Consider the following 25,593-nt stretch of genomic DNA (forward strand, 5'->3'; position numbering starts at 1 on the left):
CGTCTGGGAGACCCGTCGGCCCGCCGCTCCCCCGACGGGAGGAGCCGGAGGTCAGGGAGCGACCGCCGTGTAGGCCACGATGCCGCGACGGACGGCGTCCAGCGCCTGCCGGGCCGTCGGCCCGACGGGGAGGTCGCCCACGACCGACAGCTGGTCGAGCAGGTCGATGGTCTGCTTCGTCCACCGGACGAAGTCGCCCGCGGCGAGGTCGGCGTCTTCGAGGACCGAGTCGAGGGGGGCTCCGCGGGCCCACCGGTGCATGGCGAGCGCGAGTCCCGGGGCGGGCTGCTGACTGCCCGGCAGACGGTTCTCCTGCTCGAGGTCGTCGAGTTCGGCCCACAGCGTCTGCGTGGCGTCGAGTGCCGTGCGGAACTCGCCTCGCGGCAGGAAGCGCTCCGAGAGTTGCCCCTCGTCACGACGGGGTTCGTACACCAGGGTCGCCGCCATCGCGGCGAGGGACGGGACGTCGAGGAGGTTCCAGAGGCCGAGCCGGAGGCTCTCGGCCACGAGGAGGTCGCGATCGCCGTAGATGCGCCGGAGCGTGCGGCCGGCCGGGGCGACGGCGACCTCGGCGTCGCGCGGGACGCGACCCGCGCCTCCGGACCTCACGCCCGTCGGGACGAGGTACCCGCGCTCGAGCAGGACGTCGGTCACCCGGTCGAAGACCTTGGCGACGGCGCCGGTGCGACTGCGGATCTGCGCGGAGAGCTGGTCGGTCTGCTTCTTGAGCTTGAACCACCGCTCGGACCACCGGGCGTGCTGCTCGCGATCGGGGCAGGCATGGCAGGGGTGTTGTCGGACCTGCCGACGGAGTTCGGTGATGCGACGCTGCCGCTTGTCGCGCTCGGCCCGCGACTGCGAGTCGGCCCGCGCGGCACCCTGCTTCTCGAGGTCGCCCACCTCTCGGCGCAGCAGGGTGTACTCGCCGAAGTCCCCGAGGTGGCAGGCCATCGACGCCGCGTAGCCGTCCAGCGACTGCTGTTGCGACCGCACCTTGCGTGCCAGGTCGACGACCGACCGGTCGGCCTGGAACTGGGCGAACGAGGTCTCGAGGACCTCTCGCGTGCGCGACCGCCCGAACTGCTCGACGAGGTTGACGGCCATGTTGTAGGTCGGCCGGAAGCTGCTGTTCATCGGGTACGTGCGCCGCGACGCGAGCGAGGCGACGGCCTGGGGGTCGAGGCCCTGCTGCCACTGGATGAGCGAGTGACCCTCGACGTCGATGCCCCGACGACCCGCGCGTCCCGTCAGCTGGGTGTACTCGCCCGGCGTGATCGGGACCCGCGCCTCGCCGTTGAACTTCTCGAGCTTCTCGAGGACCACCGTGCGCGCGGGCATGTTGATGCCGAGCGCGAGGGTCTCGGTCGCGAAGACGACCTTCACGAGCTTCTTCTGGAAGAGCTCTTCGACCACCTCTTTGAAGGCCGGCAGCAACCCGGCGTGGTGGGCGGCGACACCGCGCTCGAGCCCGTCGAGCCACCGCCAGTAACCCAGCACCGCCAGGTCTTCGTCGCGCAGGGTGCGACACCGGGCCTCGACGATCTCGCGGATCTCCTGCCTCTGCTCGGCGGTGGTCAAGCGGATGCCGGACCGCAGCACCTGCGCGACGGCCTGGTCGCAGCCGACGCGGCTGAAGACGAAGAAGATCGCGGGCAGGAGGTTCTGGTCGTCGAGCATCTCGACGATCTTCCAGCGGTCGAGACGTCCGGGCCCGCCCTGGGTCGGTGGGACGAGATGGCCGCGGGGGCCGCTGCGGCCGGACGAGTGGCCCTCGTTGCGCCGCCCCCCGCTGCGGCCGCCACGCCGGCCCAGCGACGTCGCCCGGAGCAGTTCGGGATTGACCCGGTTGGTCGCGGCCTGACCCGAGGAGTCGAACAGGTCGAGGAACTTGCCACCGACCAGGACGTGCTGGTCGAGGGGCACGGGGCGGTCCTCGGAGACGATGACCTCGGTGCTGCCTCGCACGGTCTGCAGCCAGTCGCCGAACTCTTCCGCGTTCGACACGGTGGCGCTGAGCGAGATCAGGCGCACGTCGAGGGGCAGGTGGATGATGACCTCCTCCCACACGGCACCCCGGAAGCGGTCGGCGAGGAAGTGCACCTCGTCGAGGACGACGTAGCGCAGGTCGGTGAGCATCTCGGAGCCCGCGTAGATCATGTTGCGGAGGACCTCGGTGGTCATGACGACGATGCGGGCCCGCGAGTTGACGTTCGTGTCGCCGGTCAGCAGACCGACCTCGGACGCCCCGTACTCGGCGACGAGCTCTTGGAACTTCTGGTTGCTGAGGGCCTTCATCGGGGCGGTGTAGAAGACCTTGGCCCGCGGGTCCTGCATGGCGAGGTGGATGGCGAACTCGGCCACGAGGGTCTTGCCCGCCCCGGTCGGGGCGGCGACGAGGACGCTGTCGCCCTCTTCGACCGCGGCGCACGCGGCGACCTGGAACGGGTCGAGGGAGAAGCCCAGGCGGGACCGGAACGCCTGGAGCCGGGGGGTCTTGACGCGCGTCTTCGCGGCGGCGAAGCGTTCCGCCGGGCTGAGCTCGGGAGTCACCGCGTCAGCCCGCCGCGAGTTCGGCGTCGAGGAGCGCGGCACGCTTCGCCGCGCGGCGGTCGTGCAACCAGGCCACACCCGCGGCGAGGAAGAACAGGATCACCATCGGGACGGCGAGGAGGAACATCGAGAAGATGTCGGCCGAGGGCGTCGCGATGGCGGTGAAGAGGACGATCACGAGGATCGCGACACGCCAGCCCTTCACGATCGAGGCGGCCGAGACGACCCCGACGAAGTTCAGCAGGACGAGGAAGACGGGCATGACGAAGGCGATGCCGACCGCGAGGACGAGCTTCAGGACGAAGTCGTAGTAGACCTTCGACTCGATGATCGTGGAGTCCTGGGTGTCGACGAAGCTCGTCATCACCTCGACGATGTGCGGCAACACGTACCAACCCGCGACGCAGCCGCCGAGGAAGAGCGGGATCGCGGTGCCGATGAACCCGACCGCATAGAGCTTCTCTTTCCGGACGAGCGCCGGCACGATGAACGCCCACACCTGGTACAGCCAGATCGGGCTCGAGATGACGACGCCGACCGTGACGGCGATCTGGAGCTTCAGGTCGAACGCACCCGTGATGTTCGAGTAGTTGAGGGTCGTCGCACCCGTCCGCGCCGCAGCGATCGCCTCGACCGGCGACCTCAGGGCGTCGAGGACGAAGGGTGCGAGGAACCAACCGGCGACAGCGGCCAGGATGAGGGCCAGGGCGGAGATGAAGAGCCGCTTGCGCAACTCGAGGAGGTGTTGACCGAGCGACATCTTGCCGTCGCGACCGCGGACACGGCCTGCCCCTCGCCCCTGGGTGCTGTCGCCACGAGTCGTCGTCGTGGCCACGCGTCAGGACTTCGGCGGCAGGTCGCGATCGGGCGACGGGTAGGAGTCGTCGACGCGTCGAGCGGTCGTCGGGTCGGTGGACCGGGCGGAGGACTCGTCTGAACGACGCGTGGGACGCTCGTCGTAGTCGTCGACCGGGTCTTTCTTGTCGCTGGCGACCTCGTTCTTGAAGATGCGCATCGACTGGGCGATGCTCTTGGCGAGGGCGGGCAGCTTCGGCGCACCGAAGAGCAACAGGACGATCGCCAGGATGATGATCAGGTGCCAGCCTGAGAGCGCGTTTCCGAACATGATGGGGTCTCCTTGCGGGGCAGGGTGACGGTCAGTCTACCGTCACGTGTCGCCCGAGACGGGTGCGGCGCAGGCGATCCACAGGGCGGGCGGCGGCGGGGACGGTCAGGAGGCGCGGGTCGCGTCGTCGGCGTACCGCGCGATCGCCTCGCGGACCCAGTCCGCCACGGCGGTGCGAGCCGACTCGGGAGAGACGACCTCCGGCCGACCGGGCAGTCCGGCGACGACCCGACACAAGGTCCCGAGACGGTTGACGCGCAGTCGCAACCGCACCCTGCCGTCGTCGAGCGCCTCCGGTTCGTCGGGGCCGTAGTCGGCCAGCAGCGGGGCCGCCGCGGCATCGAGGTCGAGGACGACGTCGAGGTCGTCCGGCGACCCCTCGAAGAGCGTCTCGGGCAACGCGACGTCGACGGCCCGGTGGGCGATGGGCGTGGAGGTGAGCGCCGGGGCGGCGATCCGGTCGAGCCGGAACGTGCGCGGAGCCTCGCGGAGGTGGTCCCAGGCGCGGAGGTACCAGTCGGCATCGATCGACTCGACCCGCAACGGGTCGACCCGGCGACGCTCCGCCACCCCCCTGGTGCCCCGGTAGTCGAACTCGAGCTGGACCCCGGTCTCGACCGCCCGGCCCACCAGGCGGAGGACCTCGCTCGTCTCGGCCTGGTCGACGGCGACCTGGCTCGGCTCGCTCGAGGCGCCCCGCGACAACTTGCTCATCAGCGTGGCGATGGCGGCACGGTCGGCGTTCTCGGGGAGCGACGAGAGGTACTGCAGGCCCGCGATCAGGGCCGCGGCCTCGCGTGCCGAGAATCGCGGCGAGTCGTCGATCGCGACCAGGTTGGTCAGCACGATGACGTCGTTCTGCTCGAAGTCGTCCCAGGCGATGTCGAAGAGGTCGCCGTGCTGGTACTGGGTCGTCTCGCCCGGGATGCCCGACACGGCGATGAGCTCGACCGCGCGTCGGATCTCGGCCACGCTGACCCCGAAGTGCGCCGCGGCCTCGGCGACGCTGACCCGCTCGTGGTCCATCAGCCAGGGGACGAGCGAGAGCAGGAAGGCCAGCTTGTCGGCCGCGTGCAGGGCGCCCCGCGCGTCAGCCACCGGTGCCCCGCCTCACGTCGACGTCGGTGGGTGACGTGGAGCCGCCGTGCGCCCGCAGGACGCCCGTGAGCCGGCTCAGCACCAGGGCGCGCAGGCTCTCGGGTTCGAGGACGGTCACCTCGGGGCCGAACGAGGCCAGCTCGTCGGCGAGGAGGTGCTCGTCCGTCCAGTGGACGGTGAAGGCGTCGGGGGCGACCCGGGTCGTGCCGCGACGCTTGCCGAGGCGCGTCTCGGCGTCCGACAGGGGTTCGACGCGGACCGTCGCCGTGCGGTCGCGCCAGACCTGCTCGAGGTCGGCCAGGGCGCGTTCCGCCGTGGCGTCGTCCGGACGGGTGAACGGGGTCGAGGTGACCTGCACGGGACCGACGATGCGCGAGAGCAGGAAGGTCTTGACGGCCCCCGTGCCGATCTCGACGGCCGAGACGAGCCACCGACCGTGGTGCTGCACGAGCGCGGCCGGCGCGACCTCGCGTCGGGGTGCGGCCTCGTCGCCGGGCTTGAGGTAGTCGAAGCGCACGACGACGCCCCGGTCGAGGGCATTGCGCAGGGGTTCGAAGGCCGCGTCGCGGGAGCGGAGCCGCGGGGCGTACTCGAGTTCGGGGACGCTCGCGGCCCCACCGAGCGAACGGAGCTTGAGCAGCGCCCGGCGGGACTCGTGGGAGAGCGACCCCTCGCGCCAGACCATGGCCGCCAGGGTGAGCAGCGCCGTCTCTTCCGACGAGAACGCGATGTCGTCGGGCAGCTCGTACTCCCCACGCGGGATGCGGTAGCGGAGGGCCTGGTTGTTGCCGACCGCCGAGGGGTCGTCGATCGTCTCGAGCGGCACGCCCAGCTCGCGGATGTCGTCCTTGTCGCGTTCGAACTGCCGTTCGAGGGCGGCGTTGTCACCGGTCCGGGAGTACTTCTGCCGGTACCCCTGGACGGTCGACAGGATCTCGGTCTTGCTCAGCCCGGAGTCCGTCGCGAGCAGGGCCAGCACGAGGCTGAACAGGCGCTCTTCGACGGGGACGCGGGGGGTGCGGGCAGCGGGCACGGAGGACCGGCTCAGCGGGTGCGGGTCATCGGATCGCGCCGAGCACGTCGAACACGTAGACGTAGGCCGACCCCCCGCTCGCGGCGGAGGCGGGCAGCACGACCATGACCTGCGAACCGACCTGCTGGCCCACCAGGGCCGACCGGATGTCGTCGGGGATCTGCGAGTCGCCGAGGTCGACCGGCGTGGCCGAGCCCCCGTTCGTCCACGTGGACCCCGCGACCGTCGAGGGCTGGCTCCAGGTGACGGCCGTGAACTGCACGACCGCGGTGTCGTCGCCGGTCAACGTGGGACCGTGGCCCTTGCGGACGAGGTGGACGACCTCGCTGGTAGGGGCGTCGCCCGCGGGGATCGTGATGCCGGGGGCGCCGTCGGGAGCGGTCACCACGGCCGGCAGGCCGTTCGCCCCGAGCTGGAGGACGCCGTCGGCCTTCGCGAGGAAGGCGCGCTTGACGTCGACCACGGCCACGTAGGCGGCGTCGGGGTCGTCGTTCGGAGTCGTCGCGGCGCCGTTGATCGAGGCGGAGAGGTCGCTGGCCTTCACGGCGACGGCGACGCGGGAGCCCACGGTCGAGCACTCGAGCGCGTCGACGAGGGGGGCGAGGGTCTGGCCGCCCACGGTCAGGGGCACGTTGGTCGACCCGTCGTAGCCGCTGTCTTCGAGCTCTTGGCCGGTGGTGCCGTCGAAGAGCGTGTAGTCGATGACGACCGGCGTCCCGTCGACGAGGCGCTGACCGTCGCCCTGGATGAGCGTGGAGACCTCGGTCTTCTTCGTCACGATCGGAGTCGGCACGTCGACGTCCGGCTTCGAACCGAAGTCCCCCGTCGCCGTCACCACCGAGGCGGCGTCACCCGTGGGCGGGCAGCCGGTCGAGCCGGGCCCGGTCGCGGTCGAGCAGGCCGTCATCGAGGCGAGCAGGCCGACCGTCACGACGAGGGCGGGGATCTTGCGCACGGGGACTCATTTCGTCGAGGCGACCGGGGGGTCGAGTGGGGCGACCGGTCGGGTCGCGAGGATGCGGGGACAGCTTAGCGGGGGCGTCCGACCCGCCCGTGCGGTTCAGGCAGGTGCGGAACCGGCGGGCCCGGCGCCGTCGACGGCCTCGGTCGCGGCGATGGCGGCGTCGGCCGCCGAGCGTGCCTGACGGGCGGTCTTGCGCAGCTTCTTGTCGCTCGCCGCCCGCTCGCCGAGGGCCCCGGGGGTCCAGGCCTCGACGTCGGCGTCGCTGTAGTCCGACTTGGACGGGCGACGCTTGAGCTGCGGCAGCACCGCGCCCGGGGCGAGGCGTCGCGCGGTGAGGAGGAAGCCGGTGTGGCCGATCATGCGGTGGTCCGGTCGCACGGCGAGGCCTTCGACGTGCCAGCCGCGCACGAGGGTCTCCGACGCGTCGGGCTCGGTGAAGGCCCCGGAGGCCCGGAGCGCCTCGGCCGTGCGGGACAGCTGCGTGGCCGTGGCGACGTAGCAGACGACCAGGCCGCCGGGCTTGAGGGCGTCGGCCGTGACGTCGACGTTCTCCCACGGGGCGAGCATGTCGAGGACGACCCGGTCGACCGAGCCGTCCGGCAGGGCCGCCGGCAACTCGTCGGCCAGGTCGCCGACCGTGACCGTCCAGTTCGCGGGTTCGGCGCCGAAGAAGCTCGCGACGTTGCCCTCGGCCACGTCGGCGAACTCCTGGCGACGCTCGAACGAGGCCAGTCGGCCCTCGGGGCCGACCGCGCGCAGCAGCCAGAGCGAGAGGGCCCCCGAGCCCACCCCGGCCTCGACCACGGTGGCCCCCGGGAATATGTCGGCGAAGGCGACGATCTGGGCGGCGTCCTTCGGGTAGACGATCGCGGCACCCCGGGGCATGGACATGACGAAGTCGCTCAGCAGCGGGCGCAGCGCGAGGTACTCGTCGCCGGTCGTGCTCGCCAGGACCGAGCCGTCCGGCAGGCCGACGACGTCGTCGTGCGCGATCATGCCGCGGTGGGTGTGGAACACGGCGCCCGGGGTCAGCACGATGGTGTTCATCTTGCCCTTCGGCCCGGTGAGTTGGACCTTGTCGCCCTCGACGAAGGGGCCGGACTGTCGGCGGATCGCGGTCATGCGGGGGTGCTGCTTTCGATCGGGTCGCACCCGGTGGGGTGCAGGAGGCGCGGTGGGCGCACCGGGGTCAGGAGTCGGACGTCGACCGGTCGCGGACGGCACGACCCGCCCGGTGGAGGTCACGCAGGTCGTCGACCGTGGTGCCGACGAGCGTCTCGCGACGGATGAACGGGCCGTCGTCGGCCAGCGGTGCGTGGTGCTCGACCCCGATCGCGACGGTGCCGGCGGCGACGGCCGCGGCCAGCCCGGGCGTGCTGTCCTCGATGGCGATGCAGTCGGCCGGGTCGACGCCGAGCAGCTCGGCACCGCGGAGGTAGGCCTCGGGGTGCGGCTTGGCGTGCTCCACGTCGTCGCCGGCGACGATGGCGTCGAACGCCTCGAAGTCGATGGCGTCGACCATGAACTGGGCCATGCGGCGGATCGACATGGTGACGAGGGCCGTGGGCACGCCCTCGCGGCGCAGGTCGGCCAGCAGCTCCTTGGCCCCGGGGCGCCAGGGGATCTCGACCGCGGAGCGCTCGAGCACGGCCGTGGTCAGGCGGTCGATGATCTCGTCCTCGGACAGCTCGACGCCGTGCGACTGCAGCACGCGGGCCGACTGCCACAGGCCGCTGCCGATCAGGGCGTCACCGTCGGCACGGCTCCAGGTGCCGCCGAACGACTCGACCAGTTCGACCTGGCAGAGGAACCAGTACGGCTCGGTGTCGACGAGGGTTCCGTCCATGTCCCAGAGGACGGCGGCAGGCAGGGTTTCGGTCACGGCGGACGAGTCTACCGGGCGCGGGCCCACCGGCTCCCGACCCGCGCCTCCCGGTCGTCGCCACGGTCTATCGTGGAAGGTCAAGCGCCGGACGCCCTCCGGCACGGTGAGGACTCAGGTTGACGAACACGTCGGATTTCGCTGCGGGACGCCTGCTGGTGGTGGCCTTCGAGGGCTGGAACGACGCCGGCGAGGCCGCCAGCGGCGTCGCGCGGAGCCTCGTCGAGACCCTGTCGCTCGAACCGGTGGCCGAACTCGACGGCGAGCGGTACATCGACTACCAGTTCAACCGGCCCCAGGTGGGCCTGGACGACGACGGCGAGCGGTCGCTCGTGTGGCCCCGCATCCAGCTGCACGCGGCCGCGGACGCGGCGACCGTCCTCCCCCGCGATCCCGCCGCGTCCGCCACCGAGGTGCTGGTGCTGCTCGGGGCCGAGCCGTCGCGCAGTTGGCGGGGCTTCGCCGCCGAGATCGTCGACCTGATCGACGTCCACGACGTGACGGGCGTGGTGTTCCTCGGGGCGATGCTCGCCGACGTCCCGCACACCCGACCCATCTCGGTCTTCGTCAGCAGCGAGAACGAGTCGGTCCGCGACGAGTACACCCTCGAACGGAGCACCTACGAGGGGCCCGTCGGCATCCTGTCGGTCCTGGCCGACGCCGTCGAGGCCGCCGGCGTGCCGACCCTGTCGATCTGGGCCTCGGTGCCGCACTACGTGCACAACGCCCCGTCGCCCAAGGCCACGCTCGCCCTCATCGAGAAGCTCGACGAGCTGTCGGGCGTGGCGATCCCCCGCGGCGAGCTCGCCGCCGAGTCGACGGCGTGGGAGTCCGGCATCGACGCCCTCGCGGCCGAGGACGACGACATGGCGGGCTACATCGAGCAGCTCGAGCAGGCCCGCGACACGGTCGACAGCCCCGAGGCGAGCGGCGAGGCCATCGCCCAGGAGTTCGAGCGCTACCTGCGTCGGCGCGACGGCAAGGGCGGCGACGGCCGGCCGGACGACCCGCGCTACCCACCCGTCCCCTGACCCCGCCCGGGTGGCGACTCAGCGCGACGACTCGCCGGGGACGGCCACGCCGTTCTCGTAGGCGAACACGACGGCAGCCGTCCGGTCGCGCAACCCGAGCTTGCCGAGCACGTTCGACACGTGGGTCTTGACCGTGGCCTCGCCGAGGAAGAGCCGCCGGGCGATCTCGGCGTTGGACTCCCCCGACGCCAACCGGTCGAGCACCTCGCGTTCGCGCTCGGTCAGGGTCGCGAGGGCGGGACCGGGCACCACGACGCGGGCGGCCGCATCGCCGCCGACCGCACGTTCGACGACGGCACGCGTCAGTTGCGGCGACAGGAGCGCGTCACCCCGGTGCACGACGGCGATCGCCTCGATCAGCTCTTCGGGCGTCGCCGTCTTCAGGAGGAAGCCGCTGGCCCCGGCCCGCAGTGCGCGGAACACGTAGTCGTCGCGACCGAAGGTGGTGAGCACGAGGACGGCCGGACCGTCGGTGGCGGACTGCTCGAGGATGCGTCGGGTGGCCTCGAGACCGTCGAGGACCGGCATCTCGATGTCCATGACGACGACGTCTGGACGGAGTCGCCGGGTCAGGTCGACGGCCTCGAGCCCGTCACGGGCCTCGCCGACCACCCGGAGGTCGGGCGCGGTGTCGAGGATGATGCGGAATCCCGTGCGGACGAGGTCTTGGTCGTCGACGAGCAGGACGTCGATCGGATCGATGGTGTGGTTCATGCTCTCTCGGACGGGTCGGGGGTGACGGCTGGTTCGCGGGGGCGGGCATCGACGCAGGCGCCGATCGGCAGGACGGCTCGGACGCGGTAGCCGCCTCGACGTCTCGGACCGAGGTGCAGTTCGCCCCCGTGCAGGTCGACGCGCTCACGCATGCCCCGCTGCCCCAGGCCGGCGCCGGACGTGGCGGCGACGTGCGGGCCGCCCGCCCCCGGGTAGGGCGTCGGGCCGGGGCGTCCGTCGTCGACCACCTCGACCTCGATCGTGCGGTCGCCGTAGCGGAGGGACACCTCGGCGAGGGAGGCGTTGCCGTGCTTGAGGGTGTTCGTCAGGGCCTCTTGCGTGATGCGGTAGAGCGTGACGCCGATGCTCTCGGGGACGTCGCGCGGGTCGCCGTCGACCGAGAACCGGACGTCGAGGCCGAGGGCCCGGGTGTCGGTCATCAGGTCGGGCAGGGCGGCGAGGCCCGAGGGGCCCGGTCCGGTCTCACCGTCTCGCGATCGCAGGACGCTCAGCAGTCGTTCGAGCTCGTCGATGGTCGTCCGTGCCGTCCCCTCGACGGCGGTCAGCGCGCCGCGGGCGATCTCGGGTCGGTCGAGGGTCCGCCTGGCCGCACCGGCCTGGATGCCGATGACCGCGACGTGGTGTGCCACGACGTCGTGCAGCTCTCGGGCGAGTCGCGTGCGTTCTTCGTTGATCGCACGGTCGGCCACGAGCTCGTGGGCGGCCCGCAGCTCGACCCCCGTGCGCTCGAGGGCGTGCAGGCGGCTGGCCGAGACGCGTGCCGCCCGGCCGAAGGCGATGGCCGTGACGAGGACGATGCCGTTCGACACGAGGGTGTAGGCGATCGTGGCCAGGGTCACGGCGTCGGGTGAGTCGGCGTCCGAGACGTAGACCGTCCTCAGCCACACCCCGAGCCAGACGAACATGACGGCCGTCACGGCGACGCTGACGACGAGCGCCCGACCGCGGCGTGAGGCCCAGGCGTTCGCGGTGAAGATCGCGACGAACTCGACGATGGACGGGGTCAGCGTGTCGGGGTAGCCCCTCAGCTGGGCGGCCAGGAAGACGGCCGAGACGACGACGAGGACCGCGACGGGCCGGTGCCGGCGCAGGGCGATCGGCACGCACAGGGCGGCCAGCCAGAGGACCGACTCGACGGTCGACGGCGCGCTCGCGCCGTCGGAGTCCGAGACGATGACGGCGCTCAGCCACAGCGTCGCGAGCCCGAGCCCGAAGACGAGGGCGGCGATCCAGAGGTCGACGCGGCCGTCCCGCCGGGTCAGCGGCCGCCGTTCGTCGGCCGACGCGTCGGCCGGGGCCGGGGTCGGGGTGGGGACGGTCGACGGATGCACGCGGACCATCGTAGGGCAGACGATCGTGCTGGTTGAGAAAGTCTCATGCAGACGCATGCACAACCGGTCGCGCATCCTGTCCGTCGATGGGCGGGGGGGTCGGAGCCGGGGGCTCAGGCGCGCAGATCGATTCCCAGCAGGGCCTGGACGGCGTCGACGTCGACCTCGGACGGTGACGCACCCCCGGCGACGACGGCGTCCACGGCGAGCAGGGCCGACGGCGTGTCGAGGTCGGCCCCGAGGGCGGCACGCAGGGCGAGGAGCAACGGGGTGGGCGTCTCGACCGGCACCGCGCCTCCGTGGCTCGTGGCCGCCCAGGCGCGCCAGCGGTCGAGGCGGGCCTCGGCGTCGCCGAGGTCGGCGTCGAACCACTCGCGGTCGGAGCGGTAGTGGTGCGACAGGAGGGCGAGGCGCACCGCCCTCGGGTCGCGACCGGCGGCCACGAGCTCGCTCACCTTGACCAGGTTGCCGAGCGACTTGCTCATCTTCTCGCCCTGGTACGCGATCATGCCGGTGTGCGTGTGGTGCGCGGCGTACGGGCGACCGGTGAGGGCCGTGCCGTGGGCGGTGCTCATCTCGTGGTGCGGGAAGACCAGGTCGCTGCCGCCGCCGTTGACGGTGATCGGCACGTCGAGGTGCTGCTGCGCGATCACCGTGCACTCGATGTGCCACCCGGGGCGACCGGCGCCCAGGACCGAGGGCCACGAGGGCTCGTCGTCGCGGGCCGCCCGCCAGAGCAGGGGGTCGAGCGAGTCGCGCTTGCCGGGGCGACCGGGGTCTCCCCCGCGTTCGGCGAAGAACCGGGCCATCGTCTCGGCGTCGTAGCGGCTCTCGAGGCCCAGGTGCCAGTCGGTGTCGCGCTCGGCCCGGCGGACGTCGAAGTAGAGGTCGTCGCCGGCCGACGAGTCGTCGGTCGGCACGGGGTAGGCGAGGCCCCGGTCGAGGAGGCGCGCCACGGCGTCGGCGACGTCGGTCACCACCTCGGTCACCGCGACGTAGTGCGTCGGCGGAACGACGGCGAGGTGCTCCATGTCGCTGCGGAAGAGGTCGGTCTGCCCGTCGGCGAGCGTCCGCCAGTCGACGCCGGTGGCCGCCGCGCGCTCGAGGAGCGGGTCGTCGACATCGGTCGTGTTCTGCGCGTACACGACCTCGACCCCGGCGTCGCGCCAGGCGCGCAGCAGGGTGTCGAAGGCCAGGTAGGTCGATGCGTGGCCCAGGTGGGTCGCGTCGTAGGGCGTGATGCCGCAGACGTACAGCCCGGCCCGCGAGCCCTCGACCTCGGTGGTGTGCACCGTGCCGGTCGACGTGTCGTGCAGCGACGGGAGGTCGCCGAGGCCCGGCAGGCGCGGCACGTAGGGTTCTGCCCAGGACCTCATGCGGCCACCACGCCCGTGCCCAGCAGGACGAGCAGGACGACGCCCAGCGCGATGCGGTACGCCACGAAGGGGGCGAAGCTGCGGCGCGAGATGTAGTTCATGAAGAAGGCGATGACGACGAAGCCGACGACGAAGGCGACGACGGTCGCGGCCAGGGTCTCGCCCAGCGAGTAGGGACCGGGCTCGCTGAAGCTCTGGACCAGCTCGTAGAGGCCGCTGCCGAAGACCGCGGGCACGGCCAGCAGGAACGAGAACCGGGCGGCCGCGGGGCGGGTGTAGCCGAGCGCGAGGGCCGTGGTGGTCGTGGCGCCCGACCGTGAGACGCCGGGGAAGAGGGCCAGCACCTGGGCGACGCCGACGGCGATGCCGTGCCCGTAGCTCATGTCCTCGAAGCGCTCGGTCTTCTTGCCGAGGCGGTCGGCGAGGCCGAGCAGCACGCCGAAGACGATCAGGACGATCGCCACGATCCAGAGGGAGCGGAAGACCGTCCGGATGTACTCCTGGGCGACGTAGCCCACGAGGACGATCGGCAGCGTGCCGATGATGACGAGCCAGCCCATGCGCACGTCGGGGTCGGTGCGCGGGATCTTGCCCGCGACCCCGGCGAACCAGCGCGACACGATGCGGGTGATGTCGCGCCGGAAGTAGATGACCACCGCGAGCTCGGTGCCGAGCTGCGTGATGGCCGTGAACGTGGCGCCCGGGTCGAACTCGGCCGCCGCCCCGGGGTCGCTGAAGAACAGGCCGACGAGCCGCAGGTGGGCGCTCGACGAGACGGGGAGGAACTCCGTGAGGCCCTGGACGAGGCCGAGCAGGAGTGCCTGGAGGAGATGCTCCACGCGGGTGACCCTTCTGGTGCGGGGGTTGCTAGTACGTCGACAACAAGTCCCGCAGGACGCGACTGCCAAAGGATAGTGCGTCGAGCGGCACCCGCTCGTCGACCCCGTGGAACATCGCCGGGAAGTCCATGCCCTCGTCGAGCCGCAGGGGCGCGAAGCCGTACCCCGCGATGCCGAGCAGGCTGAGGGCCTTGTTGTCGGTGCCTCCGGAGAGCAGGTAGGGCAGCACGGGCGCGCCCGGGTCGTGCCGGTCGAGGGTGGCCGTGATGGCCTCGACCAGCGGACCCGAGAACGGCGTCTCGAGGCCGATGTCGGTGTGCACGGTCTCGATCTCGACGTCGTCGCCGATCAAGGAGCGCACCTCGGCCAGCACGGCCTCCTCCTGGCCGGGCATGCACCGGATGTCGACGAGGGCCTCGGCCGTGTCGGGCACGACGTTGTGCTTGTAGCCCGCCGTGAGCATCGTGGGGTTCGTGGTCGTGCGCAACGACCCCCGGATGAACCCCTTGGCGGTGCCGGTGCGCAGGACGAGCTCGTCGGGCGCGACCTCGTGCACGTCGACGTCGAGGATGCGAGCCACCTCGCCGAGCAGTGCGGTCGTCGTGTCGGTCAGGACGATCGGCCACTCCTGCCGGCCGAGGACGGCGACGGCCTCGGCGAGGCGCGTCACGGCGTTCGCCGCGATCATCTGCGAGCCGTGGCCCGCGGTGCCCCGCGTCCGCAGCTTGATCCAGATCAGGGCCTTCTCGCCGGTCTGCAGCAGGTACGAGCGGCGACCGTCGATGAAGGTCGAGTAGCCGCCGACCTCGCTGATCGCCTCGGTGGCGCCGTCGAACAGCTCGGGGTGCTCGGTCACGAGGAAGTGCGAGCCGAGGACTCCCCCGGCCTCCTCGTCGGCGAGGAACCCCAGGACCAGGTCGCGCGCCGGTCGTTCGCCGGCGCGGAGGATGTCACCGACGGCCGTCAGCATCATGGCGTCCATGTTCTTCATGTCGACCGCGCCACGCCCCCAGAGCATGCCGTCGCGGACGACGCCGCCGAACGGGTCGACCGACCAGTTGGCCGGATCGGCGGGCACCACGTCGAGGTGGCCGTGGACGACCAGGCCGGGCTTGGCCGGCTCGGCACCCTCGACGCGCGCGATCACGCTGACCCGGCCGGGCTCCGACTCGAACAGCTGCGGCTCGAGGCCCAGGTCGCGCAGCGCCGCCTCGACGTACTCGGCCGCGTCGGCCTCGCCGTTCGACCGCCCACCGCCGTGGTTCGTCGTGTCGAAGCGGATCAGGTCGCGGGCGATGCGGGCCGTCTCGTCGAGCTCGGGATCGGTCGGGCCGGTGCTCGTGGGGGTGGTCGTCATGCGCCCCACGCTACCTGCCACGATCGTCGCGACGACGGACGTGGCCGTGGTCACGAGCACCCTCGGGGCCGTGCTAATGTTTCGTGTCGGCTTCGGTCGACACCATCCGGTCCGGGTGGCGGAAATGGCAGACGCGCTAGCTTGAGGTGCTAGTGCCCGTATAGGGCGTGGGGGTTCAAGTCCCCCCTCGGACACTCGGAACTCTCTCTCGAGAGACGTTCCCCACGATCTGTGTTGAGACAGATGCTTGCTCGCAAGCGACGGAAGGCCCGCACACCCCTGGTGTGCGGGCCTTCCTTGGTTCGGTGCTCGTCGTCTGCCGTCAGACCGCGCTGCCGGGGTTGCCGCTGGCGACGATCGCGCCGTTGATGCCCGCGGGGAAGAACCCGCCCTTGTCGATCTGGTTCGGCGTCAGGTACACGACGTTGAGCACGCGCTCGGCCGTCCGCCCGTAGACGATCGCGTTGGCGTCGGTCGGCACGAGGTTCTGGACGCCGCCCAGGGTGAGGCCCTGGTCGTCGTCCGTCGACCCGTCGAGGGAGTCGCGGGCGTCCGAGATCTTCGTCGCGGGCACCTGCAGCCCCTTGGCGTTCAGCGTGGTGCGGATGATGCCCGCGTGGTAGGCCTCGACCGCCAGGATGCCGGCCGCCGCTCCGAGGTAGGTCTTGTTGTAGATCAGGGGCGCGGCCCCCTTGTAGGCGGTCACCCCGACGTCCTCGAAGATGAACGCCCCGAGCAGGAAGTTCTCCTCCGAGGCGAACGGGTCGAAGGTCTGACCCGGCGTGATGACGCCGGCCGCCAGGGCCGCCGCCGTGAAGCTGCTCTTGAGGTCGATCGCCGGGCGCGACACCTTCGCCCCGCCGAGCGCCGACCGCAGGAAGGCGACGTGCGCCTTCTCGTCGGCCGCGATCTCCTGGGCGATGCGCTTGACGACCGTCGTCTTGAACGGCACCGGGGCACCGCCGGTCACGCCCCCCTGGGGGTCGATGCCGGTGATCAGGTCGGCGGGCAGGCCCGAGCCGGTGACGGCCCGGAGGTAGAACTCCGCCTCGAGGTACTCGAGGTTGAGGGCGAAGTTCAGGATGGTCGAGTCGCTGATCGCCTCGTCGGACGGCGAGACGGCGGCGGCGGACTGGGCGGGCAGCGTCGCGGCGACCGCGGCGAGCCCCGTGCCGAGACCCGTGACGCCGGCGGCGGCGAGCAGCCGTCGTCGGTCGATCGGGGTCTCGGCGCTCCGGGAGATGGCACTGCTGATGAAACGTGTGTCGAACATCGTCGTTCCTTCGGGGTGGATTCGTGCAGCGATGCGTACCGCCCGTGCGCGCTCCCAGATGACGGGCACCGGCGACGTCGGGGTCGGGTGACCCGTTCGGGGGTCAAGCTAGACCCGTCGGGGGCGGTTGCGATAGCCCCCGACGCGAACCGGCCGGGACGTGGCCCGTAGGGTCGGGTCATGTCGCTCTCGATGGCCGCCACCCGGGCCCTGCTCCGCCTCCGCCCCCGGTCCACCGGGTCGGAGGACGCCCTCGTGCGGTCGATCGCCCGACAGGGTTCCGCCGCCCCCGTCTCGCGGGCGGCACGGCGGGTCGCGATCGTCGAGGAGGCGCGGGTCGACGATGTCCGCGTCGTCACCCTCCGGCCGCGTCGGTCCCCGAGCGGCGTCCACGTCGTCCACCTGCACGGGGGCGCGTACGTGCACCCCGTCCGGACGACCCACTGGAACCTCCTCGCCCGTCTGGTCCGCGCCTCCGGGGCCGCCGTCACCGTGCCGCTCTACGGGCTCGCGCCCGCGCACGACGTGGACGAGGCGCTGCCGCTGCTGGACGCCGTCCTCGACGACGTCCGCCGCGCCTCCCCGTCCCGCGTCGTGCTGTCCGGGGACTCCGCCGGCGGGGCGCTCGCGCTGGTCGCCGCCATGCGGGCCCGTGACGCCGGGCGGACGCCACCCGACGCGCTGGTGCTGTTCTCGCCGTGGGTGGACGCGCTGCTCGACTCCCCCGGTGCCCACGACGTCGCGCTGATCGACCCGATGCTCGGCCTCGACGGTCTCGTCGCCGCGGGCCGCTGGTGGGCGAGCGACCGCGATCCGGCCGACCCCGCGGTCAGCCCGGTGCGCGGCGACCTGTCGGGGCTGCCGCCGGTGTTCTCGTACGCCGGCGACCGCGACCTGCTGACGCCCGACGTGAAGCGGCTGGTCCGTGGCGTCACCCTCGCCGGCGGGCGCGCCGAGCTTCGCCTGTACCGCGGGGCGTTCCACGTCTTCGTCGGCGCCCCCTGGACCCCGGAGGCGCGGCGTGCGCTGCGTCACGCGGCCTCGGTGATCCGCGGGGACGCGACCCCGTCGGGTCGGACCGCGCCCACCCGCGCGTAGGGTCGCAGACGGCGAGGCCGCCGGTGCCGCGTCAGGACGACGAGAGGACGACCCATGGAGTACGCACGACTGGGGACGAGCGGTCTGACGGTCTCGGCGGTGACGCTCGGCTGCATGAGCTACGGGGTGCCCGACCGTGGCACGCACGAGTGGAGCCTGCCGGAGGACGAGAGCCGTCCGTTCATCGCCAGGGCGCTCGAGCTCGGCATCACGACCTTCGACACCGCCGACGTCTACTCGGACGGCACGAGTGAGGAGATCGTCGGCCGGGCCCTGCGCGACTTCGCCACCCGCGAGGAGGTCGTGCTGGCGACCAAGGTGCACGGACGCATGCGGCCCGGTCCGAACGGCGCCGGGCTCAGCCGGGGCCACGTCATGAGCGCGATCGACGACAGCCTGCGTCGGCTCGGCACGGACTACGTCGACCTGTACCAGATCCACCGCTTCGACCCCGACGTGCCGGTGGAGGAGACCATGGAGGCGCTGCACGACGTCGTCAAGGCGGGCAAGGCCCGGTACGTGGGTGCCTCGAGCATGTGGGCCTGGCAGTTCGCGACGATGCAGCACGCGGCCGACCTCGGCGGCTGGACACGTTTCGTCTCGATGCAGGACCAGTACAGCCTGATCCAGCGCGAGGAGGAACGCGAGATGCACCCGTACTGCCTCTACCAGGGCGTCGGGGTGCTGCCCTGGTCACCGCTCGCCCGCGGCAAGCTGACGCGCGACTGGGACGCCACGACCGCGCGCACCGAGTCGGACCGGTTCGGCCAGACCCTCTACCGGCAGCGCGAGGACGGGGACCGCCGCGTCGCGCAGGCCGTCGCGGACGTCGCGGAGGCGCGGGGCGTCTCACGCGCGCAGGTCGCCTTGGCCTGGGTGCGGCAGCAGGACGCCGTCACGTCGCCCATCGTCGGCGCCACGAAGATGCAGCACCTGGACGACGCCGTCGCCTCGGTCGACCTGTGGCTGACCGACGACGAGCTCGACACCCTCGAGTCGCCGTACGTCACCCGCGAGAACGAGGGCTTCTGAGTTCGCGCGACGGCCCGTCCGGCGGACGGCCCCGCGGTCTAAGGTGAGCGGCACGGACGGCGACGTCGCCGTCCGACCTCGACGAACGGGAGCAGTCATGGGCAGCGACGCCAACCACCACGAGCACGAGCACGGCTCGGACGCCGACGACCGGGTCTCGGCACAGGACGGCTCGTACGTCGACGACGACCTCCGCGACGGCACGCACCGCTCCGGCGGCCCGCACGACGGCGAGGCCGACGGCACCTACACCGAGGAGCCCGGCAGCAGCGAGGGCGACGGCTCGTACGTCGACGCCGACGTCCCGGACGAGTCCGCCTCCGCCGGCGGCCCGCACGACGGCGAGCCCGACGGGTCGTTCACGCAGAGCGACGTCGACGGCGGTCGCTGACCCACCGACGGCGACGACCGGCCGGAACGGACCCGTCGGGGCCCGGACCGGCCGGTCGTGTGTCACCCCGCCGACCGGCCCGGGGGTACGGTCGTCTGAGGGAGGAACACATACATGACCAAGCGAATCGTAATTCTCGGCGGCGGTTCCGCCGGGCTCACCACCGCACTCGAACTGCAGAAGCGGCACCCACCCCAGGCGGCGAGCATCACCCTCGTCGACCAGGCCCCGTACTTCACCTACCAGCCGTTCTTGCCCGAGGTCGCCGGCGGTCACATCGCCGCCCGCGACGTCACGGTGCCGCTGCGCAAGACGCTCAAGCGGACCAAGGTCGTCGAGGCGGCCGTCACCGGGCTCGACAGCGAGGCCAAGAAGGTCACCGTGACCAGCGCCGACGGCGAGACGACCGACATCGCGTACGACCAGCTCGTCGTCGCCCTCGGTGCCGTCACGCGCACGTTCCCGACGCCGGGCCTCGCCGAGAACGGCGTGGGCTTCAAGAGCGTCGAAGAGGCGCAGTACGTCCGCGACCGCATCCTCGGCAACATCGCCGAGGCGGCCAGCGTCAAGGACCCCGCCGTGCGTCGCAAGCTGCTGACGGTCGTGTTCGTCGGGGGCGGCTACACCGGCGTCGAGGCGCTCGCCGAGCTGTCGGACGCCGCCAACTCGGCCGTCGACACGTTCCCGAACCTCTCCCGTGACGAGCTGCGCTTCGTCCTGGTCGAGGCCCTCGACCGCGTGGCGCCCGAGGTCGGGCCCGAGCTCTCGAAGTGGACGCTCGGTCAGCTGCGCGGACGGGGCATCGACATCCGTCTCAAGACCACGATGCCGTCGTGCGTCGACGGCGACGTCGTGCTGAGCGACGGCGAGACCATCCCGGCCGGCACGATCGTCTGGACGGCCGGCGTCAAGCCGAACCCCGTCCTCGGCGACATGGGCCTGCCCCTCGGCCCGAAGGGTCACGTCAACGTCAGCGCCACCCTGCAGGTCCAGACCGAGGACGGCGACAAGCTCGACGGCGTCTGGGCCCTCGGCGACGGCGCGCAGGTCCCCGACCTGCTGGCCGAGAAGCAGCCGGCGTACTACCCGCCGAACGCGCAGAACGCCGTGCGGCAGGCGGTCACGGTCGCCGACAACGTCATCGCGACGCTGTCCGGCGAGCCGGTGAAGGAGTACCGCCACGAGTCGCTCGGCACCGTGGCGAGCTACGGCATCGGCAAGGGTGCGGCCAGCATGTTCGGCCTGCAGCTGAAGAACGTGCCGGCCTGGCTGGCCCACCGCGGCTACCACCTGTACGCGATGCCGACCGTGAACCGCAAGTACCGCATCCTGTCGGGCTGGGTGACGAACTTCGTGGGCGGCCGCGACACGACTCCCCTGGTGGGCCTCGGCGACCCGCGCGCCGGGTTCCTCAAGGTCACCCCGAAGGTCGACGCGAAGAAGTAGACGCGAGCCGACGGCCGGAGGAGGCGCGTCCCGGATGACCGGGGCGCGCCTCCTTCGTCGCCGGTGCGGGTGGGGACGGCGCGCCCGGGTCAGGCCGTCGTCAACCGGCGGACGGCCTCGCGGACGATCTCCCGCTGCAGGGCGGGATCGAGGACGACGCCCGGATGCGCCTCGCCGAGGCCGGGGAGGTTCTGCCACGCGCAGGCGAGCGACATGACCAGGGCGAAGATGTCGTCGCTGCTCCAGGAGACCGTGACCGCCGGTTGGTCGCGCAGGCGGTCGAGCTGCGACAGGGCGGCCTGCTGCACGGCGCGCAGGGTCGGCACCGAGGCCTCCCAGTCGTGTTCGCCCTCGAGTCGTGCCCAGGCGAGCAACCGGTTGTGGTCCGGGTGGGCCTGCATGTGGTCGAAGACCGCCAGGGCGAATTCCTCGATGCTCCCGGCGGGGCGCGAAGCCGCGTCGCCCATCGTCTCGAAGGTGCCGTTCAGCACGGTGGTGAAGAGCGAGCGCTTGTCGCCGTAGTTCGCGTAGAGGCGCTCCTTGCTGCAGCCGGCCTCGGCCGCGATGCGGTCCACGCGCGCCCCGGCCAGGCCGTGGCGCGAGAACTCGGCCGTCGCCGCTTCGAGGATGGCTCGACGGGTCTCGGCGGCATCGGTTCGCATCGGATCACCGTAGCCGACCAACGAACCAACCAACTAGTAGGTAGGCTTATCCGTCGTCCCCCCAGAGAAACAGGTACCGCAGTGACCACCGTCGCCCCCGCCCCCACCGAGACGCGCTCGTCGCGTCGCTGGTGGGTGCTCGTCATCGTCGCCCTCGCGCAACTCGTCGTCGTCCTCGACGGCACCATCGTCAACATCGCCCTGCCCGACGCCCAGGCCGACCTCGGCCTGAGCGACGAGAACCGCCAGTGGGTCGTCACGGCTTACGCCCTCGCCTTCGGCGCCCTGCTGCTGCTCGGTGGCCGCATCGCCGACTTCTGGGGGCGCAAGCGCACCTTCATCGTCGGCATGGTCGGCTTCGGCGCGGCCTCGGCCTTCGGCGGTCTCGTGCAGACCGGCGGCGAGCTCATCGTCGCCCGCGGCCTGCAGGGCGTCTTCGCCGCCCTGCTCGCCCCGGCCGCCCTCGCCGTGCTGACCACGACGTTCGCCTCGGGGCGTGACCGCAACACGGCGTTCGCCGTCTTCGGTGCGATCTCGGGCGCCGGTGCGGCCGTCGGACTCGTGCTCGGCGGCGTGCTCACCGAGTTCGTCAGCTGGCGCTGGTGCCTGTTGGTCAACGTGCCGATCGTGGTCGTCGCCATCGTGGCCGCCGCGCTCGTCGTGAGCGAGAGCCGCGCCGAGGGGCGCAACCGACTCGACGTCGTCGGCACGGTCGTCGTCGCGGCCGGCCTCGCCAGCCTCGTCTACGGCTTCACCCGGGCCGAGGACGGCTGGGGTTCGGCCGTGGTCATCGGGTTCATCGCCCTCGGCGCCGGCCTGCTCGTGCTCTTCGTCGTCGTCGAGCGTCGCAGCGACCACCCCCTGCTGCCGATGCGCGTGCTGGCCGACCGCGTCCGCGGCGGGGCGTTCCTCGTGCAGCTGATCGTCGGCAGCGTCATGATCGGCGCCCTGCTCTACCTCACGTTCCACCTGCAGATCGTGCTCGGCTTCGGCCCCCTCGAGGCAGGGCTCGCGAGCCTGCCGATGACCCTCGTCATCATGGTGTGCGCTCCGCTGCTGACCAAGCTGCTGCCGGTCGTCGGGCCCCGCCCGATGATGATCGTCGGCCCGCTGGTGGCCGGAGCGGGCCTGCTCTGGCTGGCCACGCAGATCACCGCCGACGGCTCGTACGCCGCCCAGGTGCTGCCCGCGCTGCTCGTCATGGGCGTCGGGCTCGCGGGGGTCTTCGTGCCCATGCAGAACCTCGCCCTCAGCCGGGTGGAGCCGCACGACGCCGGGGCCGCCAGCGCGACGTCGAACGCCATGATGCAGATCGGCGGTTCGATCGGCCTCGCCGTCTTCACGAACCTGTACGCCGGGGCGGTCGCCTCGTCGACGTCGACGGTGGGTGGGCCGCTCGGCCCGCTCGTCGACGGCTACTCGGTGGCGTTCCTCGCCGCGGCGATCGCCATGCTGCTGGCCGCGCCGATCTCGTTCGTGCTGATCCGCGGTCGGAAAGAGGACCTGCTGCCCACGCAGGCGCCGGTGCACCTGGGCTGAGCCGCGCGCCCCGGTGGCCGTCAGGCCGGGGTCGGTGCGCCGACGGCGGTCCGAGGGAGTCGGACCGCCGTCACGGCCGCGACGGCGAGGAAGACAGCCGCCACGCCGAACGCCGCCGGGTACGAGACCGTGTCGACGAGCAGCCCGGCGACGAGCGGCCCGGCGATGGCCCCCACGTCCGAGCACATCGAGAAGATCGCGACCGGACGGCCACCGCGGGCACCCGCGGCGTCGCCCACGAGTGCCGCGGGTGCGGTGCCCATGAACGCCGTGGCGACGCCGTAGACGCAGAGCAGGGCGCCGAGGGTCCAGACGTCACCCGCGAACGCGACCGCGAACAGGGCGACGGCGGCGACGGCGAACGAGCCGATCACGGCCGGTCGCCGACCCACCGTGTCGACGAAGCGGGCGGCCGGGGCGAGGGCCAGGGTCTGCGCCACGGCCGAGGCGGCGAACAGCAGGCCGGTCCAGGCGGTGGGCCCCCGCAGCACCTCGACCACGAGCACCGGCACGAGCGCGCTGCGCACCCCGAGCGACGACCAGCCCTGGGCGAAGTTGGCCACGCACGCGGCCCGGAACCGCACGTCGCGCAGGACCACCCCCATCGGCACGGAAGGCGCGACCGCGGTCGTCGAGGCGTGCTGCGGTGCCCGACGCAGCAGCACCACGCCCACGAGCCCGGCCACCGCGAGGGTGCCGGCGTAGAAGAAGAACGGTGCCGTCAGCGAGATGGTCGCGAGCAGGCCGCCGAGGGCGGGACCGGCCATGCCGCCGACGAGGAAGCCCCCCTGGTAGAAGCCGACCGCCCGTGCCCGCAGCGACGGGTCGGTCGCCCCGAGGAGCAGGGTCATCGCCGCGATGCTGAACATGGCCGACCCGATGCCCCCGACGCCTCGCAGCAGCAACAGGTGGGGGTACGTCTGGGCGAGTCCCGCGAGCCCGCTCGACACCGCCACGATGCCGATGCCGACCGACAGCACGACGCGCTCGCCCATCACGTCGATCAGCCGTCCGACGAACGGGCTCGCGACCAGGCGCATCAGGGCGAAGGCCGACAGCACGGCGCCCACCAGGGCGTGGTCGACGCCGAAGCTGCGGGCGTAGACCGGCAGGACGGGCACGACCACTCCGAAGCCCACCATGACGAAGAAGGCGATGACGCCGAGGACGTAGACGTCACGGGTGAGGCGGGGGCGGTCGACGTCGACGACGCGAGGGCGGAACGGGTGCACCGACACAGGCTACGGGTCCCGGAGTGTGACGCCGTGTGTCGGGCCCGGCGACAGCACGCGACCCGGTCGCGAGGATGTCCCCATGACTCGACGAATCCGGTTCAACGCCTTCGACATGAACTGCGTGGGGCACCAGTCCCCCGGTCTCTGGCGGCACCCCGACGACCGCTCGGCCGACTACACGAAGCTGAGCTACTGGACCTCCCTCGCGCGCCTCCTCGAGCGGGGGGTCTTCGACGGCCTCTTCATCGCCGACGTGCTCGGCACGTACGACGTGTACGGCGGCAACCACGACGCGGCCCTCCGGAACGGGACGCAGACCCCGGTCGGCGACCCCGTGCTGCTCGTCTCGGCCATGGCCGCCGCGACCGAGCACCTCGGCTTCGGCATCACGGCCGGCACCGCCTACGAGCACCCGTACCCGTTCGCCCGTCGCATGTCGACCCTCGACCACCTGACCGACGGACGCGTGGGGTGGAACGTCGTGACGGGCTACCTGCCGAGCGCGGCGCGCAACATGGGTGCCGACGACCAGCTCGACCACGACGCCCGGTACGACCAGGCGGACGAGTACCTCGAGGTGCTCTACAAGCTGTGGGAGGGCTCGTGGGAGGACGACGCCGTGGTCCGCGACCGCGAGTCGGGCGTCTTCACCGACCCGGCGAAGGTCCACGAGATCGGCCACGACGGCACCTACTACAAGGTGCCCGGCATCCACATCGCCGAGCCCAGCCCGCAGCGCACGCCGGTGATCTACCAGGCTGGCGCCTCGCCGCGGGGCATCCGCTTCGCCGCGGGCAACGCCGAGTCGATCTTCGTGGCCGCCCCGACGAAGGAGCGACTCGCCGCGACCGTCGGGAAGATCCGGGACGCCCTCGAGGCCGCGGGGCGCGACCGGTACTCGGCACGCATCTACACGCTGCTGACGATCATCACCGACGCCACCCCCGAGGGTGCCAGGGCGAAGCACGACGAGTACCGGCGCTACGCCTCGCACGAGGGGGCCCTGACGCTGATGTCGGGCTGGATGGGCGTCGACCTGTCGACGTACTCCCTCGACGACCCGGTGGGCGACGTCGAGAGCAACGCCATCCAGTCGGCGCTGGCGAACTTCCAGGCGCAGGAGGGCGACACGGGGAAGGAGTGGACGATCCGGGACATCGCCGAGGCGGCCGGCATCGGTGGACTCGGGCCCCGCATCGTCGGCTCCGGCGAGGAGATCGCCGACCAGCTCCAGGAGTGGGTCGACGAGACCGACGTCGACGGCTTCAACCTCGCCTACGCCATCACCCCGGGCACGTTCGAGGACATCGTCGAGTACGTGGTGCCCGTGCTGCAGGCCCGAGGCGTCTACCCCACCGAGTACGAGCCGGGCACGCTGCGGCAGAAGCTGTTCGGTCGGGGCGACCGGCTGCCGGACGAGCACCACGGGGCACGGTTCAAGGTCTCGTCCGGGGCTCCGGTCACCTGACGGACGTCCTGCGGGGCACCGATCTGAGGATCGTTACAACGGCGTGTCGGCCCTGGTCGACACGCCGTCCTCATCTGGGGTTTCCTCCGTGCGATTTGATAACGGCAGCTGACTCTCGACCCCTGCG

23 protein-coding genes and 1 tRNA gene are annotated in these 25,593 nt (G+C 71.9%); 8 read left to right on the forward strand and 16 right to left on the reverse strand.

All coding sequences use genetic code 11. The features are described from left to right. Window positions 1-51: 51 nt before the first annotated feature. The 8 genes from ABID81_RS07260 to ABID81_RS07295 all read right to left on the reverse strand — a co-directional run bounded on the left by ABID81_RS07260 (window position 52) and on the right by ABID81_RS07295 (window position 8,653). The gene (locus ABID81_RS07260; protein ID WP_354594141.1) at window positions 52-2,550 is read right to left on the reverse strand and encodes a DEAD/DEAH box helicase; all 2,499 of its coding nucleotides are present in this window, start codon (window positions 2,548-2,550) and stop codon (window positions 52-54) included. A gap of 4 nt (window positions 2,551-2,554) precedes the next feature. Further along, the gene (gene tatC / locus ABID81_RS07265; protein WP_354594142.1) at window positions 2,555-3,310 is read right to left on the reverse strand and encodes a twin-arginine translocase subunit TatC; all 756 of its coding nucleotides are present in this window, start codon (window positions 3,308-3,310) and stop codon (window positions 2,555-2,557) included. Between the two features lie 78 nt (window positions 3,311-3,388). Continuing rightward, on the reverse strand, window positions 3,389-3,676 hold the full coding sequence (tatA, locus tag ABID81_RS07270) for a twin-arginine translocase TatA/TatE family subunit (RefSeq protein WP_354594143.1): 288 nt from the start codon (window positions 3,674-3,676) through the stop codon (window positions 3,389-3,391). Window positions 3,677-3,781: 105 nt separating this feature from the next. Next, window positions 3,782-4,774, reverse strand: a complete 993-nt coding sequence (locus tag ABID81_RS07275; protein WP_354594144.1) for a helix-turn-helix transcriptional regulator — start codon at window positions 4,772-4,774, stop codon at window positions 3,782-3,784. Beyond that, window positions 4,767-5,807 carry a helix-turn-helix transcriptional regulator gene (locus ABID81_RS07280; protein WP_354594145.1) on the reverse strand — a complete coding sequence of 347 codons (1,041 nt, stop codon included), beginning with the start codon at window positions 5,805-5,807 and terminating at the stop codon, window positions 4,767-4,769. The genes ABID81_RS07275 and ABID81_RS07280 overlap by 8 nt, the downstream gene beginning before the upstream one ends. A gap of 25 nt (window positions 5,808-5,832) precedes the next feature. After that, window positions 5,833-6,762, reverse strand: a complete 930-nt coding sequence (locus tag ABID81_RS07285; protein WP_354594146.1) for an FKBP-type peptidyl-prolyl cis-trans isomerase — start codon at window positions 6,760-6,762, stop codon at window positions 5,833-5,835. A 105-nt stretch (window positions 6,763-6,867) separates the two neighbouring features. Then, window positions 6,868-7,893, reverse strand: coding sequence for a tRNA (adenine-N1)-methyltransferase (locus tag ABID81_RS07290; protein WP_354594147.1), 1,026 nt, complete (start codon window positions 7,891-7,893; stop codon window positions 6,868-6,870). 67 nt (window positions 7,894-7,960) lie between these two features. Further along, window positions 7,961-8,653: an HAD family hydrolase gene (locus ABID81_RS07295; protein ID WP_354594148.1), complete on the reverse strand. Its 693-nt coding sequence runs from the start codon at window positions 8,651-8,653 to the stop codon at window positions 7,961-7,963. A 119-nt stretch (window positions 8,654-8,772) separates the two neighbouring features. Between ABID81_RS07295 and ABID81_RS07300 the strand changes: the two genes are divergently transcribed. Further along, entirely contained in the window at window positions 8,773-9,684 is a 912-nt protein-coding gene (locus tag ABID81_RS07300) for a proteasome assembly chaperone family protein (protein WP_354594149.1), read from the forward strand. An 18-nt stretch (window positions 9,685-9,702) separates the two neighbouring features. Here the strand turns inward: ABID81_RS07300 and ABID81_RS07305 are convergent, their stop codons facing one another. From ABID81_RS07305 to ABID81_RS07325, 5 genes are all read right to left on the reverse strand, one after another. After that, entirely contained in the window at window positions 9,703-10,398 is a 696-nt protein-coding gene (locus ABID81_RS07305) for a response regulator (RefSeq protein ID WP_354594150.1), read from the reverse strand. After that, window positions 10,395-11,750, reverse strand: a complete 1,356-nt coding sequence (locus tag ABID81_RS07310; RefSeq protein ID WP_354594151.1) for a sensor histidine kinase — start codon at window positions 11,748-11,750, stop codon at window positions 10,395-10,397. The genes ABID81_RS07305 and ABID81_RS07310 overlap by 4 nt, the downstream gene beginning before the upstream one ends. Before the next feature lie 113 nt (window positions 11,751-11,863). Then, the gene (mshC, locus tag ABID81_RS07315) at window positions 11,864-13,126 is read right to left on the reverse strand and encodes a cysteine--1-D-myo-inosityl 2-amino-2-deoxy-alpha-D-glucopyranoside ligase (protein ID WP_354594152.1); all 1,263 of its coding nucleotides are present in this window, start codon (window positions 13,124-13,126) and stop codon (window positions 11,864-11,866) included. After that, window positions 13,123-13,965 carry an undecaprenyl-diphosphate phosphatase gene (locus ABID81_RS07320; protein WP_354594153.1) on the reverse strand — a complete coding sequence of 281 codons (843 nt, stop codon included), beginning with the start codon at window positions 13,963-13,965 and terminating at the stop codon, window positions 13,123-13,125. Before ABID81_RS07320 ends, mshC begins: the two co-directional genes overlap by 4 nt. 28 nt (window positions 13,966-13,993) lie before the next feature. After that, window positions 13,994-15,322, reverse strand: a complete 1,329-nt coding sequence (locus ABID81_RS07325) for a M20/M25/M40 family metallo-hydrolase (RefSeq protein ID WP_354594154.1) — start codon at window positions 15,320-15,322, stop codon at window positions 13,994-13,996. 109 nt (window positions 15,323-15,431) lie between these two features. Between ABID81_RS07325 and ABID81_RS07330 the strand changes: the two genes are divergently transcribed. Then, a tRNA-Leu gene (locus ABID81_RS07330) sits at window positions 15,432-15,516 on the forward strand. A gap of 128 nt (window positions 15,517-15,644) precedes the next feature. On the opposite strand, the gene ABID81_RS07335 is transcribed toward ABID81_RS07330, so the two are convergent. Next, on the reverse strand, window positions 15,645-16,595 hold the full coding sequence (locus tag ABID81_RS07335; RefSeq protein WP_354594155.1) for a ferritin-like domain-containing protein: 951 nt from the start codon (window positions 16,593-16,595) through the stop codon (window positions 15,645-15,647). Window positions 16,596-16,775: 180 nt separating this feature from the next. Between ABID81_RS07335 and ABID81_RS07340 the strand changes: the two genes are divergently transcribed. The 4 genes from ABID81_RS07340 to ABID81_RS07355 all read left to right on the forward strand — a co-directional run bounded on the left by ABID81_RS07340 (window position 16,776) and on the right by ABID81_RS07355 (window position 20,562). Next, the gene (locus tag ABID81_RS07340; protein WP_354594156.1) at window positions 16,776-17,693 is read left to right on the forward strand and encodes an alpha/beta hydrolase fold domain-containing protein; all 918 of its coding nucleotides are present in this window, start codon (window positions 16,776-16,778) and stop codon (window positions 17,691-17,693) included. Between the two features lie 54 nt (window positions 17,694-17,747). Then, a complete protein-coding gene (locus tag ABID81_RS07345) occupies window positions 17,748-18,725 on the forward strand; it encodes an aldo/keto reductase (RefSeq protein WP_354594157.1) in 978 nt (325 codons plus the stop codon). 97 nt (window positions 18,726-18,822) lie between these two features. Continuing rightward, window positions 18,823-19,116, forward strand: a complete 294-nt coding sequence (locus tag ABID81_RS07350; protein ID WP_354594158.1) for a hypothetical protein — start codon at window positions 18,823-18,825, stop codon at window positions 19,114-19,116. A 114-nt stretch (window positions 19,117-19,230) separates the two neighbouring features. Further along, window positions 19,231-20,562: an NAD(P)/FAD-dependent oxidoreductase gene (locus ABID81_RS07355; protein WP_354594159.1), complete on the forward strand. Its 1,332-nt coding sequence runs from the start codon at window positions 19,231-19,233 to the stop codon at window positions 20,560-20,562. Between the two features lie 89 nt (window positions 20,563-20,651). On the opposite strand, the gene ABID81_RS07360 is transcribed toward ABID81_RS07355, so the two are convergent. Continuing rightward, entirely contained in the window at window positions 20,652-21,224 is a 573-nt protein-coding gene (locus ABID81_RS07360; protein WP_354594160.1) for a TetR/AcrR family transcriptional regulator, read from the reverse strand. A gap of 81 nt (window positions 21,225-21,305) precedes the next feature. Here ABID81_RS07360 and ABID81_RS07365 point away from each other — a divergent pair, with 81 nt between their 5' ends. Next, the gene (locus tag ABID81_RS07365; protein ID WP_354594161.1) at window positions 21,306-22,763 is read left to right on the forward strand and encodes an MFS transporter; all 1,458 of its coding nucleotides are present in this window, start codon (window positions 21,306-21,308) and stop codon (window positions 22,761-22,763) included. Window positions 22,764-22,783: 20 nt separating this feature from the next. On the opposite strand, the gene ABID81_RS07370 is transcribed toward ABID81_RS07365, so the two are convergent. Continuing rightward, window positions 22,784-23,995, reverse strand: coding sequence for an MFS transporter (locus ABID81_RS07370; protein ID WP_354594162.1), 1,212 nt, complete (start codon window positions 23,993-23,995; stop codon window positions 22,784-22,786). Between the two features lie 82 nt (window positions 23,996-24,077). Here ABID81_RS07370 and ABID81_RS07375 point away from each other — a divergent pair, with 82 nt between their 5' ends. Next, window positions 24,078-25,466: an LLM class flavin-dependent oxidoreductase gene (locus tag ABID81_RS07375; RefSeq protein WP_354594163.1), complete on the forward strand. Its 1,389-nt coding sequence runs from the start codon at window positions 24,078-24,080 to the stop codon at window positions 25,464-25,466. Window positions 25,467-25,593 lie beyond the last annotated feature (127 nt).

Source organism: Frigoribacterium sp. PvP054, from assembly GCF_040547465.1.
Classification (GTDB): Bacteria; Actinomycetota; Actinomycetes; order Actinomycetales; family Microbacteriaceae; genus Frigoribacterium.

Excerpts from the sequence above, each read along its gene's own strand:
- ABID81_RS07350 (WP_354594158.1), top strand. The coding sequence starts at position 18,823 with ATGGGCAGCGACGCCAACCACCACGAGCACGAGCACGGCTCGGACGCC.
- ABID81_RS07290 (WP_354594147.1), bottom strand. The coding sequence starts at position 7,893 with ATGACCGCGATCCGCCGACAGTCCGGCCCCTTCGTCGAGGGCGACAAG.
- ABID81_RS07305 (WP_354594150.1), bottom strand. The coding sequence starts at position 10,398 with ATGAACCACACCATCGATCCGATCGACGTCCTGCTCGTCGACGACCAA.
- ABID81_RS07375 (WP_354594163.1), top strand. The coding sequence starts at position 24,078 with ATGACTCGACGAATCCGGTTCAACGCCTTCGACATGAACTGCGTGGGG.
- ABID81_RS07325 (WP_354594154.1), bottom strand. The coding sequence starts at position 15,322 with ATGACGACCACCCCCACGAGCACCGGCCCGACCGATCCCGAGCTCGAC.
- tatC (WP_354594142.1), bottom strand. The coding sequence starts at position 3,310 with ATGTCGCTCGGTCAACACCTCCTCGAGTTGCGCAAGCGGCTCTTCATC.
- ABID81_RS07335 (WP_354594155.1), bottom strand. The coding sequence starts at position 16,595 with ATGTTCGACACACGTTTCATCAGCAGTGCCATCTCCCGGAGCGCCGAG.
- tatA (WP_354594143.1), bottom strand. The coding sequence starts at position 3,676 with ATGTTCGGAAACGCGCTCTCAGGCTGGCACCTGATCATCATCCTGGCG.
- ABID81_RS07340 (WP_354594156.1), top strand. The coding sequence starts at position 16,776 with ATGTCGCTCTCGATGGCCGCCACCCGGGCCCTGCTCCGCCTCCGCCCC.
- ABID81_RS07345 (WP_354594157.1), top strand. The coding sequence starts at position 17,748 with ATGGAGTACGCACGACTGGGGACGAGCGGTCTGACGGTCTCGGCGGTG.
- ABID81_RS07360 (WP_354594160.1), bottom strand. The coding sequence starts at position 21,224 with ATGCGAACCGATGCCGCCGAGACCCGTCGAGCCATCCTCGAAGCGGCG.
- mshC (WP_354594152.1), bottom strand. The coding sequence starts at position 13,126 with ATGAGGTCCTGGGCAGAACCCTACGTGCCGCGCCTGCCGGGCCTCGGC.
- ABID81_RS07355 (WP_354594159.1), top strand. The coding sequence starts at position 19,231 with ATGACCAAGCGAATCGTAATTCTCGGCGGCGGTTCCGCCGGGCTCACC.